This is a genomic window from Sphingopyxis sp. HIX (assembly GCF_001468285.1).
GTDB lineage: Bacteria > Pseudomonadota > Alphaproteobacteria > Sphingomonadales > Sphingomonadaceae > Sphingopyxis.
On record NZ_LNSB01000036.1, the window covers coordinates 1 to 16,304 of the forward strand.

Below are 16,304 nucleotides of genomic sequence, written 5' to 3' on the forward strand. Positions count from 1 at the left end.
GCATCGCGACCAGATATGACAGGCTCCCCGCAAACTACCTGGCCAGCCTCTATCTCGCATCAATCCGCTTCTGGGCCTGAATGTCGAATCAACCTAGGCTTCGGGCGAAGCCCTTGATCCAGATGAAGGTCTGGCAAGGAAACTGAAGGCGCCTGCCGGCGCGATCATCTTCGTGTCTTTGCGTCTTTGCGCGAAATAATCCGCGCGATGGCCGGGATCAGGCCTCGGTCAGATCCAGCAAGGTCCGCGCATCCAGCCCGATGCGGCGCATCTGGTCGGCGACGGGGGGCCAGACATTCGCCAGGAAATCCTCGCGCATCAGCGTGCGCAGCCGCTCGGTCGCGCCGTCGGCGACGAACATGCCGACGCCGCGCTTGACCGTCACCAGCCCCTCGTCCTGGAAGGTCTGATAGGCCTTGGCGACGGTGAGCGGGTTGGCGCCCTCGTCGGCGGCGAGGCTGCGCACCGACGGGAGCATGTCCCCGTCCGCGAAGGTGCCGTCGAGGATGGCGTTGGCGATCACGTCGCGCAGACGCTGGTACACGGGTTTGGACTGGTCGAGCATGGCGCCTTAATGCCATAAGACAGCAGCACAGTCAAATCACAAAGTTAGCGATGTAAGCTTTCCTTTGTAACTAAATGTCCCAGCTGCGGACCACCTCGTCATATTCGGGCCGCGGCCGTTCGGAGAGGGGCGCGCCCGCGGTACCAAGGAAGAAATAGCCGACGATCGTGTCGCCCTCGCGCGCGCCGAACGCCGCGGCGACGTCGGGCGAATAGGCCGCCCAGCCGGTGAGCCAGCTGCCGACGAAGCCGTGCGCATGCGTGGCGTGGAGCAGGTTCATGCCCACCGCGCCCGCCGACATCTGCTGCTCCCAAACCGGAATTTTGGCGCCCGCGACGGGCGTCGAGAGCAGCACGAGCAGGGTGGGCGCCTGATGCGCGAACTGGTCGAGCGCCGACAGGTCGAGGCCGGCGGCGCCGGGGTTCTCCTTCACCCATGCTTCCTTGAGCAAGGTCGCGAAGGCCTCGCGCTGATCGTCCGCCACCGTGACGATCCGCCAAGGGGCAAGCTTGCCATGGTCGGGGGTGCGCAGCGCGAGCGCGATGACGTCGTGAAGCTGCGCAGCATCGGGGCCGGGCGCGACCATGTCGCGCGCCTTGCCCGAGCGGCGGGTGGCGAGATGGGCGAGGAGCGAGGAGGTGTCGTTGAACATGCGCGCCATGTGGCGCTTTCGGCGCGCCGGCGCAAGTGTTGCGAGTGATTCGCAACAAGATTCGGCCCGATCGCGATTGGTTTCGCGCGCAATTAGATTCTTCCCATACGCAATTTTCGCGCTAGGTTGCGGCCATCTGTCCCGTTTTCGGGACCAACATCATACCCAGGGAAGGGTCGCCATGACCAAAGCCTATGCCCAGCACGGGGATGCCGCCGGGACGATTCTCGGCCATCCGAAGGGCCTTTTCGTTCTGTTTTTCGCCGAGATGTGGGAGCGTTTCTCCTATTACGGCATGCGCGCGCTGCTGATTTTCTACCTCACCAAGCACTGGCTTTTCGACGATGGGCCGGCGGGGGTCATCTACGGCGCCTATACCGCGCTGGTCTATATCACCCCCGTTCTCGGTGGCTATCTCGCGGATCGCTGGCTGGGGCAGCGAAAGGCGGTCACCTATGGCGCCGTCCTGCTCACATTCGGCCATTTCATCATGGGGTTCGAGGGCGACGGCGGACAGGATCCGGCCAGCCTGAACATCTTCTGGCTGGCGCTGGCCTTCATCATCGTCGGCTCGGGTTTCCTGAAAGCCAATATCTCGGTGATCGTCGGCCAGCTCTATCCGCGCACCGACGTGCGCCGCGACGGTGCCTACACGATCTTCTACATGGGGATTAACCTCGGCGCCTTCCTCGGCTCGCTGCTCTGCGGCTATCTGGGCGAGGTCTATGGCTGGTCCTATGGCTTCGGCGCCGCGGGCGTCGGCATGCTGCTCGGCCTGATCGTCTTCATCTGGGGCAAGCCGCTGCTGCTCGGCCGCGGTGAACCCGAGGATCCGGCGAAACTCGCCGCGCCCGTCATGGGCATCAAGTTCGAATGGCTGCTCTACATCGTCGGCCTCGTCGCCGTCGCCGTCTGCTGGTGGCTGGTGCAGAATCAGGCGATCGTCGGGACGTTGCTCGGCGTCGCCGGCGCGATCCTCGTCGCCTATGTGGTGTTCACCGCGGTGGTGAAGCTGCCGTCGCAGGACCGCGACCGCATCTTTGCCGCGATGTTCCTGATCCTCGGCTCGATCCTCTTCTGGGCCCTGTTCGAACAAGCGGGGTCGTCGCTCAACCTCTTTGCCGACCGCTATGTCGACCGTGCGGGGGTTCCGGCGTCGGTCTTCCAGTCGCTCAACGCCGGCTATATCGTCCTTTTCGCGCCGCTGTTCGCGGCGCTGTGGACCTGGCTCGGCCGCCGCGGGTGGGAGCCTTCGGCGCCCGCCAAATTCGGCCTTGCGATGCTGCAGCTCGGGCTCGGCTTCTTCGTCCTCAAATGGGGTGCCGAAGCCGCGGGCATGGGGAATGCCACGCCCGTGCTCTTCATCTTCCTGATCTACCTCCTCCACACGACCGGCGAACTCTGCCTGTCGCCCGTCGGCCTCAGCGCGATGAACCGGCTGGCGCCGGCGCATATGGCATCGCTGATCATGGGCACCTGGTTCTTCGCATCGGCCACCGGCAATTTCGCCGCAGGCCTGATCGCGGCGGCGACGGGGTCGGAAAAGGCGAGCGGCGAAGGCGCGGGCAAGGCGCTCGTGCTCGACGTCTATCAGACGATCGGCCTCTGGGCGGTCGGCTTCGGTATCCTCGTGATCGTCGTGTCGCCGCTGATCAAGAAGCTGATGCACCTCGACACGCTGCGCGATACCGAGGATCTGCCCGGCCAAAAGGAACTCGGCGAGCCGCAGGCCGCGGGCGTCCATCCCGACCTGACGAAAGGCTGAAGCATGATCCGGGGCGTGAAAGCCGGCCTTTTGGCCGCGGCATCGCTGGCGTTCGCGGGTTGCACCGCGAATGGCGGCGAGGTGGAAACGGCGAGCAGCAAGCCGGCGTCGGAGAAATCCGAAAAGCCGGTGAAGTTCGACAAGGATCCCTATCCGTCGACCTACAAGGGATATCCGACGCGGCTGACCGTCGTGAAGGGCGTCACCATCTTCGACGGCGAGGGCGGGCGGATCGACAATGGGTCGATCGTCATGTCGAGCGGCAAAGTCGATCGCATCGGCGGCCCCGACATGGAACTGCCGACCGATGCCGACGTCATCGACGGCACGGGCAAGTTCCTCACCCCCGGGGTCATCGACATCCACAGCCACCTCGGCGACTATCCCAGCCCCAGCGTCGATGCGCATTCGGACGGCAACGAGGCGACCTCGCCGACGACGCCCGAAGTCTGGTCCGAGCACAGCGTCTGGCCGCAGGACCCTGGGTTCAGCCGCGCGCTGGCGAACGGCGGCGTGACTTCGCTCCAGATTCTGCCCGGCAGCGCGAACCTGATGGGCGGGCGCTCGATCACGCTCAAGAATGTGCCCTCGCGCACCGTGCAGGGGATGAAATTCCCAGGCGCGCCCTATGGCCTCAAAATGGCGTGCGGCGAGAACCCCAAGCGCGTCTACGGCGGCAAGGGGCGCATGCCCTCGACCCGCATGGGCAATTTCGCGGTCAACCGCGCGACCTGGCAGAAGGCGGCGGCGTACAAGAAGAAGATGGACGACGGGAAAGCCGTCGACCGCGACCTTGCGATGGAGACGCTCGCCGGTGTCTTGTCGGGCGAAATCCTCGTCCACAATCATTGCTACCGCGCCGACGAGATGGCGCTCGTCATCGATATGTCGAAGGAGTTCGGCTACAAGGTCTCGACCTTCCACCACGCGGTCGAAAGCTACAAGATCGCCGACCTGCTCGCCAAGGAAGGTATCTGCTCGGCGATGTGGGCCGACTGGTGGGGCTTCAAGATGGAAGCCTATGACTCGGTCAAGGAGAATATCCCGCTGGTGTACAAGGCGGGCGCCTGCACGATCGTCCACTCGGACGACGCCAACCAGATCCAGCGGCTGAACCAGGAGGCCGCCAAGGCGCGCGCCGCGGGGCACCGCATGGGGATCGACGTCAGCGACGAGCAGGCGTGGACCTGGCTGTCCTACAATCCCGCGAAGGCGCTGGGCATCGCCGACAAGACCGGCAGCCTGAAGCCCGGCAAGATGGCCGACGTCGTGCTGTGGAACGGCAACCCGTTCAGCGTCTATTCGCGGCCCGAGAAAGTGTGGATCGACGGTGCGATGATGTTCGACGCGATGGACCCCAAACGGCGGCCGGTGAGCGATTTCGAGCTGGGGCAGCCGGGCGAAGGGGATGTGAAATGATGCGCGCGCTCCTCCTTTCGGCCGCCGCGCTGATCGCACTTCCCGCCGCGGCGCAGGACATCGCGATCGTCAATGCCAAGCTCGTCATCGGCGACGGCAGCGCGCCGGTCGACGGCGGCACCGTCGTCGTGCGCGGCGGCAAGGTCGTCGCGGCCGGGGCCGGCGTGGCAATCCCGGCAGGAGTCGAACGCGTCGACGCGGGCGGCCGCTGGGTCACCCCCGGCATCGTCGCGGCGTTCAGCCGCGTCGGCCTGACCGAGGTCGACGCCGTTTCGGGCACCAACGACCGCTCGGCGACCAAGTCGCGCTTTTCGGCGGGGCTCGACATCGCGCCCGCATTGAACCCGATGGGCTCGCCCGTCGCGGTGAACCGCGCCGACGGCGTCACTCGCGCGATTGTCGCGCCGGGGTCGAGCGGCAGCCTGTTCGCCGGGCAGGGCGCGGTGGTCGACCTCGCCGACGACAATGATATGGTGACCAGGCCCCGCGCGCTGCAGTATGTGGCGTTCGGCGAGGACGGTTCGGCGAAGGCCGGCGGCAGCCGCGCCGCGCTGTTCCTGCTGTTCCGCGAGCAGTTGCTGGCAGCGCGCAGCTACGCGCGCAATCCCGCGACGTTCGCCGAATGGGGCAGCGACGCGCTGATCCAGCGCGCCGACGCCGATGCGCTGGTGCGCGTGATCGACGGGACGACGCCGCTGTTCGTGCGCGTCGACCGCGCGACCGACATCCTCAACGTCCTCAAGCTCAAGACCGAGTTCCCGGCGCTGAAGCTGGTGCTCGTCGGCGCGACCGAGGGCTGGCTGGTCGCCGGCGACATCGCCGCGGCGCGCGTGCCGGTGCTGGTGTCGCCGCTCACCGACCTGCCGTCGAGCTTCGAGCAATTGGGCGCGACCCAGTCGAACGCCGGGCGCCTTGCGGCCGCGGGGGTGTCGGTGTCGGTCGGGGTGTTCGACGACGATGACGCGCACAAGATGGGCTATGCGACGCAATATGCGGGCAATCTGGTGGCGCTGACGAAGCTGCCGGGCGCGAGCGGCCTCAGCTGGGACCAGGCCTTCGCCGCGATCAGCAGCGCCCCCGCGCGCGCGGTCGGCATGGACGCCAGCATCGGTTCGCTGCGTCCGGGCCGCGTCGGCGACGTCGTGATCTGGGACAATGATCCGCTCGAACTGGGCAGCCGCCCGGCGATGCTGTGGATCGACGGCAAGCGCCAGTCGCTGGTCACGCGGCAGGACCGCCTGCGCGATCGTTATGCGAACCCGGCGGAAGGTGTGCTACCCAAGGCGTATGACAGGTAAGGCCCGCACCTGACGACCAAGCGGCGGACCGGGGAGAAGGAGAGGGAGTCGCTCCATGCAACCGATGTCGCTGCTAATCGTCACGGGCGCGCTGTTCGTCGGCACGCATTTCGCGCTGTCGCATCCGCTCCGCGCTCCGCTCGCCGGCCGGATGGGCGAGCGGGCGTTCCAGATCGTCTATTCGATCGTCGCGATCGCGACCTTCATCATGCTCGTCCAGGCTTGGCGCGGCATGCCGCCCGAGCCGCCGCTCTGGGCGGTTGGCGACGGCCTCTGGATCTTTGCGACGGTCATCGTGCTGCTCGCGAGCATCCTGTTCATGGGCTCGTTGATCGGCAATCCGGCCTTGCCCGCGACGAACGCCGCGGCGGCCGCGCAGGGCGCGCCGCGCGGGGTGTTCGCGATCACGCGCCACCCGATGATGTGGGGCTTTTCGCTATGGGCGCTCGCGCACGCGCTGGTGGTGCCGACGCCGGGGCAGATCGTGCTTTCGGCGATCATCGCCTTTCTCGCGCTCGCCGGATCGGCCGGGCAGGACATCAAGAAGGCGCGGCTGATGGGCGACGCCTGGCGTCATTGGGCGGCGCGGACGAGTTTTTTCCCCTTCGCGCGGCAACTCGGCGGACGCGGCTCGTGGGTCGATGCGATCCCGCGGCCGCACGCGCTGCTTGGTGGAATCGTGCTGTGGGTCGCGGCGACCTGGGCGCATGGCGCGCTCGGTTATATGGTCGCGGGCATCTGGCGCTGGGTCGGATGAACGGCGAGACGCATCTCGCCGACCTGTCGCTGCGGCTCTTGGGCAAGCATGTCGACGCGCTCGATCCCGAAGAAAGCCGCGTCCTCCACGCGATCGCCGAGCGCGCGCCGACCAGCCGCGACGCCGCCGATCTCGACGACGCGCAGGCGAGCGTCGGCGACCGCCTCGCCGACCGCGTAGCGGCGGTGGGCGGCTCTTGGGGCTTCATCATCGTCTTCACGCTCGTGCTGCTGGCGTGGATGCTGCTCAATTCGGAAGTGCTCGAGCGCTTCGGGCTTGCTTTCGACCCCTATCCATTCATCTTTTTGAACCTGATGCTTTCGACGCTGGCGGCGGTGCAGGCGCCGATCATCATGATGAGCCAGAATCGCGCCGCCGCGAAGGACCGGCTGGCGGCGAGCCTCGATTACGAGATCAACCTGCGCGCGGAGCTGGAGATCATGCGGCTGCACCACAAGATCGATGTGCTGACGGAAAAGGTCGAGGGGTTGGGCAAATAGCCGGATAATCCTCCCTGCGGCGAAGCGGTGGGGAGGGGGACCGCCGCGAAGCGGTGGTGGAGGGGCCGCGACGTTGCGCCATCGCCCCTCCGTCAGCGGCTCCGCCGCTGCCACCCTCCCATCGCTTCGCGACAGGGAGGATTAGCTCACAACCGCACCATCCGCATGCCCATTTCGCCGTAGCGCGGCCCGCTGGTGCCGCCCATCGGCGCCGCGGCGTCGATTGCCTCCAGATCGTCGGCATCCAGCACCACCTGGGCCGCCGCCACGCTGTCCTCCATCGTGACGCGGCGCTTGGTGCCGGGGATGGGGACGATGTCGTCGCCCTGCGCGAGCAGCCACGCGAGCGCGACCTGCGCGTTCGACACGCCATGCTTCGCTGCCACCCCGGCGATCGCGTCGACGATCGCGAGGTTGGCGGGGAGGTTTTCCTCGCTGTAGCGCGGGTCGTTGCGGCGCCAGTCGGTCTCGGCGAGCTCGTCGCGGCTGCGGATCGTGCCCGCGAGGAAGCCGCGGCCGAGCGGCGAATAGGGGACGAAGCCGATGCCATTCTCGCGGCACGCGCCCAGGATTTCCTCCTCCACATCGCGTTCCCAGATCGAATATTCGCTCTGCAGCGCGGTGATCGGTGCGGCCTTGGCGGCGCGGCGGATCGTCTCGGGCCCGGCTTCGGACAGCGCGATGTGGCGCACCTTGCCTTCGGCGACGAGTTCCATCATCCCGCCGACGACTTCCTCGATCGCGATCGAGGGATCGACGCGGTGCTGGTAGAAGAGGTCGATCGTGTCGATGCCGAGCCGCTGGAGCGAGCCTTCGCACGCGCGGCGCGCATTTTCGGGCGAGCCGTCGACCCCGACGATCTGGTTGCCGTCGAACTTGAATCCGAACTTCGTCGCGATGACCAGCCCGTCGCGCTTGCCCTTGATCGCCGCGCCGAGCAGCTCCTCGTTGCTGAACGGGCCGTAGATTTGCGCGGTGTCGAAAAAGGTGACGCCAAGGTCGATCGCGCGGTGGATCGTCGCGGTCGATTCGTCGAGGTCGGCGGCTTCGCCATAGAGGATGTTGCCGCCCTTGATCATCGGCATGCAGCCGATGCCGATGGCGGACACTTGGAGGCCGTGGCCGAGCGTGCGATATTTCATGGCGTCTCTCCTGCGGGTTTCTCGTCGCCGACGCCGTCGGCGGCATATTTGGTGGCGGCGACGTCGCCGATGACATTGCCGAGGGTCCGGAAGATGTCGGGGAAGGTCTCGACCGCGACGAGCAGCCCGAGCGGCGCGACGGGCACCCCCATCGACACCGCGATCGGCGCGATCGAGGTCACGAAGCTGATCGACCCGGGCAGGCTGACCGACGACAGCGCCGCCGCCATCGCGACGCCGAGCCCGACCGCCATCTCCCACGGCGTCAGTTCGATGCCGAACAGCCAGGCGACATAGATGACGACCGCCAGATTGAACGCCGGGCTGGTGAAACGGAACAGCGCGACCGCGAGCGGCAGCACGATATCGGCCTTTTTCGGATCGACGCCGAGCTCCTCCGACGATTTGAGCATTGCGGGCAGGCTCGCGAGCGAGCTTTGCGTGCTGACCGCGACCGCCAGCGTCGGCACCATCGCGCGCAGGAAGCGCGGCGGCGCGATGCCGACCACGAACCAGGCGAGCAAAAGGCCGAGGATGAGGCAGCAGATGCCGATCCCGACCAGGATCAGCACATAATGAATCAGTCCGCCGAACGCCGCGACCCCCGCCTTGACCGCGAGCGCATAGCCGAGCGCGAAGACGCCAATCGGCGCGAGCGCGAGCACCCAGCCGATGACGATCAGCATCGCGTCGCCCAGCGCCTTGAACAGCCCCGACAAGGTTGCGCGCTGCGGCGCCTCGAGCTTGGTGATCGCGAAGGCGAAGATCGTCGTGAAGACGATCAGCGGCAGGATCGCGGTCTCGGCTGCGGCGGCGATCGGGTTGGTCGGGATCAGCGAGAGCAGGAAGTCGCCGAAGGTCGGCGAAGGCCCTGCCTCGGCCGTGCCGCCGAGCCCGTGGCGCAGCGCCTCGGCGGCGCTCGCCGAGAGCGGGAAGAGCTTGAGCAGCAGTGGCGTCATCAGCACCGACATCAGCCCCGAGAGGAAGATCGCGCCGAGGAAGATCGCCACCGACCGCGCCGCGAGCCGGCCCGCGCGCGCGGCGTCGGCGGTCGCGGTGATGCCGGTGATCAAAAGCGCGACGACCAGCGGCACGATCGTCATCTTGAGCGCGTTGAGCCAGAGTAGGCCGATCGGTTCGACGAAGGGCAGGATGGCGGTCGCGGTATCGAGCGACACGCTCTCGATCGCGATCCCCAGCAGCATGCCGGCGACCAGCGCCGAAAGGATGAACCAGGCGGATTTCAAGTTGGATTCTCCCGGCGTTTCTTATGGCCTGCTTGCCAAGCAAATATGGGTGACTTAGAGCACCTCCCATCAGAAACGGGAACCGGTTTTTGGGCCGGGAAGTGCTCCGCGAGGGCCATCCCTTGGACGTCGGGGTAGGTCGCTCCGGCTTATTGAGCAGAGGTGGCATGCGCAAGTTTTTCGGCACCGACGGCATCCGCGGGCTGACCAACCAGATCCCGATGACCGTCGAGGTCGCGATGCGCGTCGGCATGGCGGCGGGCGCGCATTTCCTGCGCGGGCAGCACAAGCATCGCGTCGTGATCGGCAAGGACACGCGGCTTTCGGGCTATATGCTCGAAAACGCGCTGGTCGCGGGCTTCACCAGCGTGGGCATGGATGTGGTACAGGTCGGGCCGATGCCCACTCCGGCGATCGCGATGCTGACGCGCTCGATGCGCGCCGACCTCGGCGTCATGCTCTCGGCGAGCCACAATCCCTATTATGACAATGGCATCAAGCTGTTCGGTCCCGACGGCTACAAGCTGTCCGACGCCGACGAGGCGCAGATCGAACTGCTGCTCGCGAGCGAGCCCAGGCTCGCCGAACCTGCGCAGATCGGCCGCGCCAAGCGCATCGACGACGCGCGCGGACGCTATATCCACGCGGTGAAGCAGAGCCTGCCCGAATCGGTGCGGCTCGACGGGCTCAAGATCGTGCTCGATTGCGCCAATGGCGCCGCCTACAACAGCGCGCCGACGGTATTCTGGGAGCTGGGCGCCGACGTCGTCGCGATCGGCGTCACCCCCAACGGCATCAACATCAACGACAAATGCGGATCGACCTCGCCGGGCCTCTTGCAGGAAACGGTGGTCGCCAGCGGCGCCGATATCGGCATCGCGCTCGACGGCGACGCCGACCGGCTGATCGTGGTCGACGAGAAGGGCGCGATCGTCGACGGCGACCAGATCATGGCGACGATCGGCGCGAGCTGGGCGCGGCAGGGCCGGCTCAAGGGCGGCGGTGTCGTCGCGACGGTGATGTCGAACCTTGGCCTCGAACGCTTCCTGCAAGGGCAGGGGCTGACGCTCGAGCGCACCAAGGTCGGCGACCGCTATGTCCTCGAACGCATGAAGACCGGCGGCTTCAACGTCGGCGGCGAGCAGTCGGGGCATATGATCCTCTCGGACCACGCCACCACCGGCGACGGCACGCTCGCGGGTCTGCAGCTGCTCGCCGAGTTGGTCGCCTCGGGCAAGCCCGCGAGCGAATTGCTCCACCAGTTCGATCCGGTGCCGCAGCTCCTGAAGAATGTGCGTTTCGCGGGCGGCGCGCCGCTCGACGATCGCCAAGTGCAGGCGGCGATCGCCGAAGGCGAAGCCGCGCTCGCGGGGCGCGGGCGCCTCGTGATCCGTGCCTCGGGCACCGAACCCCTCATCCGCGTCATGGCCGAAGGCGATGACGCATCCCAGGTCGAAAGCGTCGTCGACAGCATCTGCGACGCGGTCAGAAAGGCAGTAAGTTAATGTTGGAAATGCGTCCCGATTGCGAAAAATGCGGCAAGGATCTGCCCGCCGACGTGCACGGCGCGTTCATCTGCTCGTTCGAGTGCACCTTCTGCGCCAATTGCGCCGACCGGCTCGACGAGCGTTGTCCCAATTGCGGCGGCGACCTGCTCGACCGGCCGCTGCGCGAAGGCGCGGCGCTGCATAAATTCCCCGCCTCGACGGAGCGGAAGTTCAAGCGTTGACCGCACGCGTCCTGATCGTCGCCGGCTCCGACAGCGGGGGCGGGGCGGGAATCCAGGCCGATATCAAGACGGTCACGATGCTCGGCGGCCATGCGATGACCGCGATCACCGCGATCACCGCGCAGAATACGCTGGGCGTCGAGGCCGTCCACGCGATCCCGACCGAGATGGTGACGCAGCAGATGCGCAGCGTCGCCGAGGATATCGGGGCCGATGCGGTCAAGATCGGCATGCTCGGCGGCGCCGACAATGCGATGGCGGTCGCCGAGGAGATGATCTCCGGCGTCTATGGCGAGGCCTTCGTCTTCGACCCCGTGATGATCGCGACGAGCGGCGCGGTGCTCGCCGATCCGAAGACCATCGATGCTATGGAATTGCTCGCCAATCTGAGCACCGTCGTGACGCCGAACCTGCCCGAACTCGCCGCGCTGTGCGGCCGGGTAAACCTTGCCGACGACGCGATCGAGGGCGAGGCGGTGGCCTATGCGCAAAAGGTCAACGCGGCGGTGCTGGTCAAAGGCGGGCATGGCGCGGGCGAGACGATCACCGACCGGCTGGTCACCGAACATGGCACGATCGCGCTGTGGGAGGCGCCGCGCATCGACACGCGCAGCACCCATGGCACCGGCTGCACGCTGGCGAGCGCGATCGCCGCGGGGCTGGCGCAGGGCATGCCGCTCGAGCCCGCAGTGGCGCGCGCGCGCGATTTCGTGCGGCTGTCTTTGCTCGACGCGCCGGGGCTGGGGCAGGGGCATGGCCCGATGGGGCAGCAGGCGGTGCGCAACGACGGCCTGTTTACCGGCCCCGCGCTCAACCAGATCACCTTGCCCGCGAGCGACTATGCGGCTTCGGTCGCCTTCTACAAGCAGATGGGGCTGACGCAGATCGTCGACAGCCCCGGCAATGGTTATGCGCGCTTCGAGGCTGTGAACGGCGTGACCTTGTCGATCCATGTCGGCAACGGCGCGGCGGGCGGCGCGACCGTCTATCTGGAGAGCGGGGCGCTCGACGCGTGGGTTGCCTATCTCGCGCGCCGCGGCGTGCGCTTCGACCAGATGCCCGCCGACGAGGACTGGGGCTGGCGCGAGGCGAGGCTGACCGATCCCGCGGGCAACCTGCTGTGCCTGTATCAGGCGGGCGAATATCGGAGATATCCGCCGTGGCGCATATGATCGTCGGTGTCGACGAAGCCGGGCGCGGGCCGCTCGCGGGGCCGGTCGTCGCGGCGGCGGTGCTGCTCTGCGAGGGGGGCATCCTCGGCCTCGACGACAGCAAGAAGCTGACCGCCAAGCGCCGCGGCGAGCTCGAGATCGAGATCAAGGCGCGTTGCCGCTGGGGCGTCGGCGAGGCGAGCGTCGCCGAGATCGACCGCATCAACATATTGCAGGCGACCTTCCTCGCGATGACGCGCGCGGTCGAGGCGCTCGGCGTCGAGCCCGCCGAAGTGCTCGTCGACGGCAATCGGTTGCCGCGCTGGCGCTACACCGCGCGCGCGATCATCGGCGGCGACGCGTCGCACGCGTGCATTTCGGCGGCGTCGATCCTCGCCAAGGAGCATCGCGACCGCTTCATGGTCGCGGCGGCGCGCGATTTTCCGCACTTCGGCTGGGAAACCAACATGGGTTATGGTACCGCCCACCATCTCGCGGCGCTGCGCCAGCACGGCCCCACGCCGCTCCATCGGACCAGTTTTGCCCCGGTCGCACAAATGCAGCTGGTCTGATCAAGGGGAGACGGCGATGCGCAGCGGGTTCACGGCCGACGACGTCGGCGCGCAGACGGGCCGCCGCTTCCTTGTCACCGGTGCCAATGCCGGGCTGGGGTTCGAAGTCACGCGCGTGCTCGCGGCGCGTGGCGCACATGTCGTGCTGGCGTGCCGCGACGCCGACAAGGCTGAGGCGGCGATGCACCGGATCCGCGCCGATGTGCCCGCGGCCGACCTGTCGTTCCAGCCGCTAGACCTCGCCGATCTCGATCGGGTGAAGGATACGGCGCAGGCGGTGCTCGCCGGGCCGCGGATCGACGTGCTGATCAACAATGCCGGGGTGATGATCCCGCCCAAGACGCTCACGAAGCAAGGCTATGAGCTGCAATTCGGGGTCAACCACCTCGGCACCTTCGCCTTCACCGGCCTCATCCACCCCCATGTCGACGACCGTATCGTGATCACGAGCAGTATCGCGCACAAGGACGGCGCGATCGACTTCAGCGACCTGTCGGCGCGCCGCAGCTATCATAAATGGCCGCGCTACCAGGCGAGCAAGCTCGCGAACCTGCTCCATATGTTCGAGCTCGACCGGCGGCTGGGCGCTGCAGGGCGCGCGACGCAGGCGATCGGCTGCCATCCCGGGGTCGCGCTCACCGAACTGACGCGCCATCTGCCGCTGCCGCTCCGCACGATGACGCCGCTCGCCGGGCCCTTCTTCAACAGCGCGGCGCAGGGCGCTTGGCCGACCTTGCAGGCCGCGACGGGGGCGAATGTGCAGGGCGGCGACTATCTGGGGCCGCAGGGGCTCGGCGAGATCACGGGACGCTCGGGTCCGGCAAGGGCGACGCGCACCGCGCGCGACCCCAAGCTCGCGAAGGAACTGTGGGAGCGGTCGGTCGAACTGACGGGCGTCGATCCCGGACTCTGACCCGTCACAAAGGATTTTTTTCGCGACTGAGTCCTCTTCGCCACACCACCAGTGGTTGAGTCCGCGATTCGCGAGAGACTCCATATGCTGTGTGGGACTCGTTTCGTTCCCATCTCGTTAACCATTGTTACACCCGGAATCCCTAGAATCCCGGGCTTGACGGCGGACTCCGCCGGACTCATCAGGGCCTTCTTTCAATGCGGAACAGGGGCGAAACATGGGTGTGATGGAACGGGTCAAGGCGCCCGCGGTTAAGCAGCGTGCAGCCAAGATCGCGCCGGCCGACCTGCCGCTCGACAGCATCCTGCAAGGCGATTGCGTCGAGATGATGCGCAGCCTCCCCGCCGCGTCGGTCGACATGATCTTCGCCGACCCACCGTACAACCTCCAGCTCGGCGGCGACCTCCACCGTCCGGACGGCAGCCAGGTCGACGCGGTCAACGACGAATGGGACAAGTTCGACAGCCTCGCGACCTACGACCGTTTCACCCATGCCTGGCTCAAGGAAGCCAAGCGCATCCTGAAACCCGGCGGCAGCATCTGGGTGATCGGCAGTTATCACAATATCTTCCGGGTCGGAGCTGCTTTGCAGGATCAAGGCTATTGGATCCTCAACGACATCGTGTGGCGCAAGGCGAACCCGATGCCCAATTTCAAGGGTACGCGCTTCACCAACGCGCACGAGACGCTCATCTGGGCGTCGATGGGCGAGAAGGCGCGCTACACCTTCAACTATCGCGCGATGAAGACGCTCAACGACGAACTCCAGATGCGCAGCGACTGGCTGATCCCGATCTGCGGCGGGCAGGAAAGGCTCAAGAAGGGCGGGCACAAGGTCCACCCGACGCAAAAGCCCGAGGCCTTGCTCTATCGCATCCTGCTCGCCTGCTCGAACCCCGGCGACGTGGTGCTCGATCCCTTCTTTGGCACCGGCACGACGGGCGCGGTCGCCAAGCGCCTCGGCCGCCACTTCATCGGCATCGAGCGCGAGGATGATTATATCGCCGCAGCCTTGGAGCGCATCGAGATGGCGCTGCCGCTCGATGAAAGCGCGGTGAAGACGATGATGGCGCCGAAGGCCGCGACGCGCGTCGCGTTCGGGACATTGGTCGAATGCGGCATGATCGCGCCGGGATCGGTGCTCACCGACACCAAGCGCCGCTGGAAAGCGACCGTGCGCGTCGATGGCAGCCTCGAATGCGAGGGTCAGCCCGCGGGCTCGATCCACAAGGTCGGCGCGAGTGTACAGGGCGCGCCGAGCTGCAACGGCTGGACCTTCTGGCACGTCGACGACGGCAAAAAATTGCGCGTGATCGATGCGGTGCGGCAGGACTGGCTGCTGGCCAACGAGGCCTGATGTTTGCACCACTGACCAAGCCCGACCTCGGCAGCGCGTCGCCCGACGCGCGGCTCTATTGCCGCCCGACCTGCTTCGTCGATCGTCCGCACGAGCTCGATGATGCCTGCCTGCGCATCGCCGATACGATGGTCTGGTTCGCCGCGTGGCACGTCAGCCTGCGCGACGCGGGCGTGGTCAAATCGGCCATCGTCACTGTCCCCGAATTCGCCGACTGGGTCGCGGCGATGCCCGATCATCTCGTCGAGATGGCGGGCCGTCAGCGCGCCGGGGTCCTCCGCCCGCGCGGCGCGCTCCAGCTCGGCGAGCGGGTGGTGCGGCTGAATGAGCCCCAATTGATGGGCATCCTCAACGTCACCCCCGACAGCTTTTCCGACGGCGGCAAGCATGTCGACAGCGTCGCCGCGATCGACGCAGGCTTCGCGCTCGCCTCGGCAGGCGCGGCGATCATCGATGTCGGCGGGGAATCGACCCGCCCCGGCGCGCCGCTGATCTGGGAAGGCGACGAGATCCAGCGGATCGAGGGCGTCGTGTCGGGGCTCGCGAAGGGCGGCGTCGCGGTGTCGATCGACACACGCAAGGCCGCGGTGATGGAGACGGCGCTCGCCGCGGGCGCGACGATCGTCAACGATATCTCGGCGCTGCGCTACGACGACCATGCGATGGAGGTCGTCGCGGCCGCCGGTTGCCCAGTGGTGCTGATGCATGCCCCCGCGGCGAAGAGCGACCCGCACGAGGGCGGCGGCTACGACCACGTTCTCTTCGACGTCTACGACCTGCTCGCCGAGCGCGTCGCGGCGTGCATCGCGGGCGGCATCGATCCGGCAAGGATCATCGTCGACCCTGGCCTCGGCTTCGGCAAGGGGGTCGGCGATAATCTCGCGTTGATCAACGGCCTCGCGCTGCTCCACACATTGGGCTGCCCGATCCTGTTCGGCGCGAGCCGCAAGCGCATGATCGGCGCGCTCGACAACGAAGCCCCCGCCGATCAGCGGCTCGGCGGCACCGTGGCGCTGCACTATCAGGCAGCCGCGCAAGGCGCACAGCTGCTCCGCGTCCACGACATCGCCGAAAACCGGCAGGCGCTGCGCGTGTGGCGCGGGCTACGAGATGCGGCGCTGACGGCCTGACCGGAGAGACCAGACCACCACTCCCGTTCGTGTCGAGCGAAGTCGAGACACGCATGGGACGCGCAACGCGTCGGGGTGTCTCGACTTCGCTCGACACGAACGGACTT

16 protein-coding genes are annotated in these 16,304 nt (G+C 67.1%); 12 read left to right on the forward strand and 4 right to left on the reverse strand.

All coding sequences use genetic code 11. From position 1 onward, the window contains the following. Nucleotides 1-217: 217 nt before the first annotated feature. Nucleotides 218-565 carry a GntR family transcriptional regulator gene (locus ATE62_RS16295; RefSeq protein ID WP_058808177.1) on the reverse strand — a complete coding sequence of 116 codons (348 nt, stop codon included), beginning with the start codon at nt 563-565 and terminating at the stop codon, nt 218-220. 70 nt (nt 566-635) lie between these two features. Further along, nucleotides 636-1,217: a nitroreductase family protein gene (locus ATE62_RS16300; protein ID WP_058808223.1), complete on the reverse strand. Its 582-nt coding sequence runs from the start codon at nt 1,215-1,217 to the stop codon at nt 636-638. A gap of 181 nt (nt 1,218-1,398) precedes the next feature. Here ATE62_RS16300 and ATE62_RS16305 point away from each other — a divergent pair, with 181 nt between their 5' ends. Genes ATE62_RS16305 through ATE62_RS16325 form a run of 5 tightly spaced genes read left to right on the forward strand, consistent with a single transcriptional unit; the run spans nt 1,399 to nt 6,956 of the window. Further along, entirely contained in the window at nt 1,399-2,982 is a 1,584-nt protein-coding gene (locus ATE62_RS16305; RefSeq protein ID WP_058808178.1) for a peptide MFS transporter, read from the forward strand. A 3-nt stretch (nt 2,983-2,985) separates the two neighbouring features. Then, on the forward strand, nt 2,986-4,401 hold the full coding sequence (locus ATE62_RS16310; protein WP_058808179.1) for an amidohydrolase: 1,416 nt from the start codon (nt 2,986-2,988) through the stop codon (nt 4,399-4,401). Next, nucleotides 4,398-5,699, forward strand: a complete 1,302-nt coding sequence (locus ATE62_RS16315; protein ID WP_197411674.1) for an amidohydrolase family protein — start codon at nt 4,398-4,400, stop codon at nt 5,697-5,699. Before ATE62_RS16310 ends, ATE62_RS16315 begins: the two co-directional genes overlap by 4 nt. Nucleotides 5,700-5,754: 55 nt before the next feature. Further along, nucleotides 5,755-6,456, forward strand: coding sequence for an NnrU family protein (locus ATE62_RS16320; RefSeq protein WP_058808180.1), 702 nt, complete (start codon nt 5,755-5,757; stop codon nt 6,454-6,456). Continuing rightward, entirely contained in the window at nt 6,453-6,956 is a 504-nt protein-coding gene (locus tag ATE62_RS16325; protein ID WP_058808181.1) for a DUF1003 domain-containing protein, read from the forward strand. Before ATE62_RS16320 ends, ATE62_RS16325 begins: the two co-directional genes overlap by 4 nt. Before the next feature lie 146 nt (nt 6,957-7,102). On the opposite strand, the gene ATE62_RS16330 is transcribed toward ATE62_RS16325, so the two are convergent. Both ATE62_RS16330 and ATE62_RS16335 read right to left on the reverse strand, forming a co-directional pair. Then, nucleotides 7,103-8,098 (reverse strand): aldo/keto reductase, encoded by a 996-nt coding sequence (locus ATE62_RS16330; RefSeq protein ID WP_058808182.1) that lies wholly within the window; start codon nt 8,096-8,098, stop codon nt 7,103-7,105. Beyond that, nucleotides 8,095-9,345 (reverse strand): dicarboxylate/amino acid:cation symporter, encoded by a 1,251-nt coding sequence (locus ATE62_RS16335; protein WP_082662859.1) that lies wholly within the window; start codon nt 9,343-9,345, stop codon nt 8,095-8,097. Before ATE62_RS16335 ends, ATE62_RS16330 begins: the two co-directional genes overlap by 4 nt. Nucleotides 9,346-9,512: 167 nt before the next feature. On the opposite strand from ATE62_RS16335, the gene glmM reads away from it, so the two are divergent. The 7 genes from glmM (at nt 9,513) to folP (ending at nt 16,197) form a co-directional block, all read left to right on the forward strand. Further along, nucleotides 9,513-10,850 carry a phosphoglucosamine mutase gene (glmM, locus tag ATE62_RS16340; protein WP_058808183.1) on the forward strand — a complete coding sequence of 446 codons (1,338 nt, stop codon included), beginning with the start codon at nt 9,513-9,515 and terminating at the stop codon, nt 10,848-10,850. After that, nucleotides 10,850-11,074: a DUF1272 domain-containing protein gene (locus ATE62_RS16345; protein WP_058808184.1), complete on the forward strand. Its 225-nt coding sequence runs from the start codon at nt 10,850-10,852 to the stop codon at nt 11,072-11,074. The genes glmM and ATE62_RS16345 overlap by 1 nt, the downstream gene beginning before the upstream one ends. Beyond that, nucleotides 11,071-12,246 (forward strand): bifunctional hydroxymethylpyrimidine kinase/phosphomethylpyrimidine kinase, encoded by a 1,176-nt coding sequence (thiD, locus tag ATE62_RS16350; protein WP_058808185.1) that lies wholly within the window; start codon nt 11,071-11,073, stop codon nt 12,244-12,246. Before ATE62_RS16345 ends, thiD begins: the two co-directional genes overlap by 4 nt. Continuing rightward, nucleotides 12,243-12,797, forward strand: coding sequence for a ribonuclease HII (locus ATE62_RS16355; protein WP_058808186.1), 555 nt, complete (start codon nt 12,243-12,245; stop codon nt 12,795-12,797). Before thiD ends, ATE62_RS16355 begins: the two co-directional genes overlap by 4 nt. A gap of 16 nt (nt 12,798-12,813) precedes the next feature. Then, nucleotides 12,814-13,710, forward strand: coding sequence for an oxidoreductase (locus ATE62_RS16360; RefSeq protein WP_058808187.1), 897 nt, complete (start codon nt 12,814-12,816; stop codon nt 13,708-13,710). 217 nt (nt 13,711-13,927) lie between these two features. Beyond that, nucleotides 13,928-15,067: a site-specific DNA-methyltransferase gene (locus ATE62_RS16365; RefSeq protein WP_058808188.1), complete on the forward strand. Its 1,140-nt coding sequence runs from the start codon at nt 13,928-13,930 to the stop codon at nt 15,065-15,067. Next, nucleotides 15,067-16,197, forward strand: a complete 1,131-nt coding sequence (folP, locus tag ATE62_RS16370; RefSeq protein WP_058808189.1) for a dihydropteroate synthase — start codon at nt 15,067-15,069, stop codon at nt 16,195-16,197. Before ATE62_RS16365 ends, folP begins: the two co-directional genes overlap by 1 nt. The last annotated feature ends 107 nt before the right edge of the window (nt 16,198-16,304 follow it).

Coding starts and splice junctions, on each gene's coding strand:
- ATE62_RS16315 (WP_197411674.1), top strand. CDS start 4,398: ATGATGCGCGCGCTCCTCCTTTCGGCCGCCGCGCTGATCGCACTTCCC.
- ATE62_RS16365 (WP_058808188.1), top strand. CDS start 13,928: ATGGGTGTGATGGAACGGGTCAAGGCGCCCGCGGTTAAGCAGCGTGCA.
- glmM (WP_058808183.1), top strand. CDS start 9,513: ATGCGCAAGTTTTTCGGCACCGACGGCATCCGCGGGCTGACCAACCAG.
- ATE62_RS16320 (WP_058808180.1), top strand. CDS start 5,755: ATGCAACCGATGTCGCTGCTAATCGTCACGGGCGCGCTGTTCGTCGGC.
- ATE62_RS16325 (WP_058808181.1), top strand. CDS start 6,453: ATGAACGGCGAGACGCATCTCGCCGACCTGTCGCTGCGGCTCTTGGGC.
- ATE62_RS16330 (WP_058808182.1), bottom strand. CDS start 8,098: ATGAAATATCGCACGCTCGGCCACGGCCTCCAAGTGTCCGCCATCGGC.
- ATE62_RS16305 (WP_058808178.1), top strand. CDS start 1,399: ATGACCAAAGCCTATGCCCAGCACGGGGATGCCGCCGGGACGATTCTC.
- ATE62_RS16345 (WP_058808184.1), top strand. CDS start 10,850: ATGTTGGAAATGCGTCCCGATTGCGAAAAATGCGGCAAGGATCTGCCC.
- folP (WP_058808189.1), top strand. CDS start 15,067: ATGTTTGCACCACTGACCAAGCCCGACCTCGGCAGCGCGTCGCCCGAC.
- ATE62_RS16355 (WP_058808186.1), top strand. CDS start 12,243: ATGATCGTCGGTGTCGACGAAGCCGGGCGCGGGCCGCTCGCGGGGCCG.
- ATE62_RS16310 (WP_058808179.1), top strand. CDS start 2,986: ATGATCCGGGGCGTGAAAGCCGGCCTTTTGGCCGCGGCATCGCTGGCG.
- ATE62_RS16300 (WP_058808223.1), bottom strand. CDS start 1,217: ATGTTCAACGACACCTCCTCGCTCCTCGCCCATCTCGCCACCCGCCGC.
- ATE62_RS16360 (WP_058808187.1), top strand. CDS start 12,814: ATGCGCAGCGGGTTCACGGCCGACGACGTCGGCGCGCAGACGGGCCGC.
- ATE62_RS16295 (WP_058808177.1), bottom strand. CDS start 565: ATGCTCGACCAGTCCAAACCCGTGTACCAGCGTCTGCGCGACGTGATC.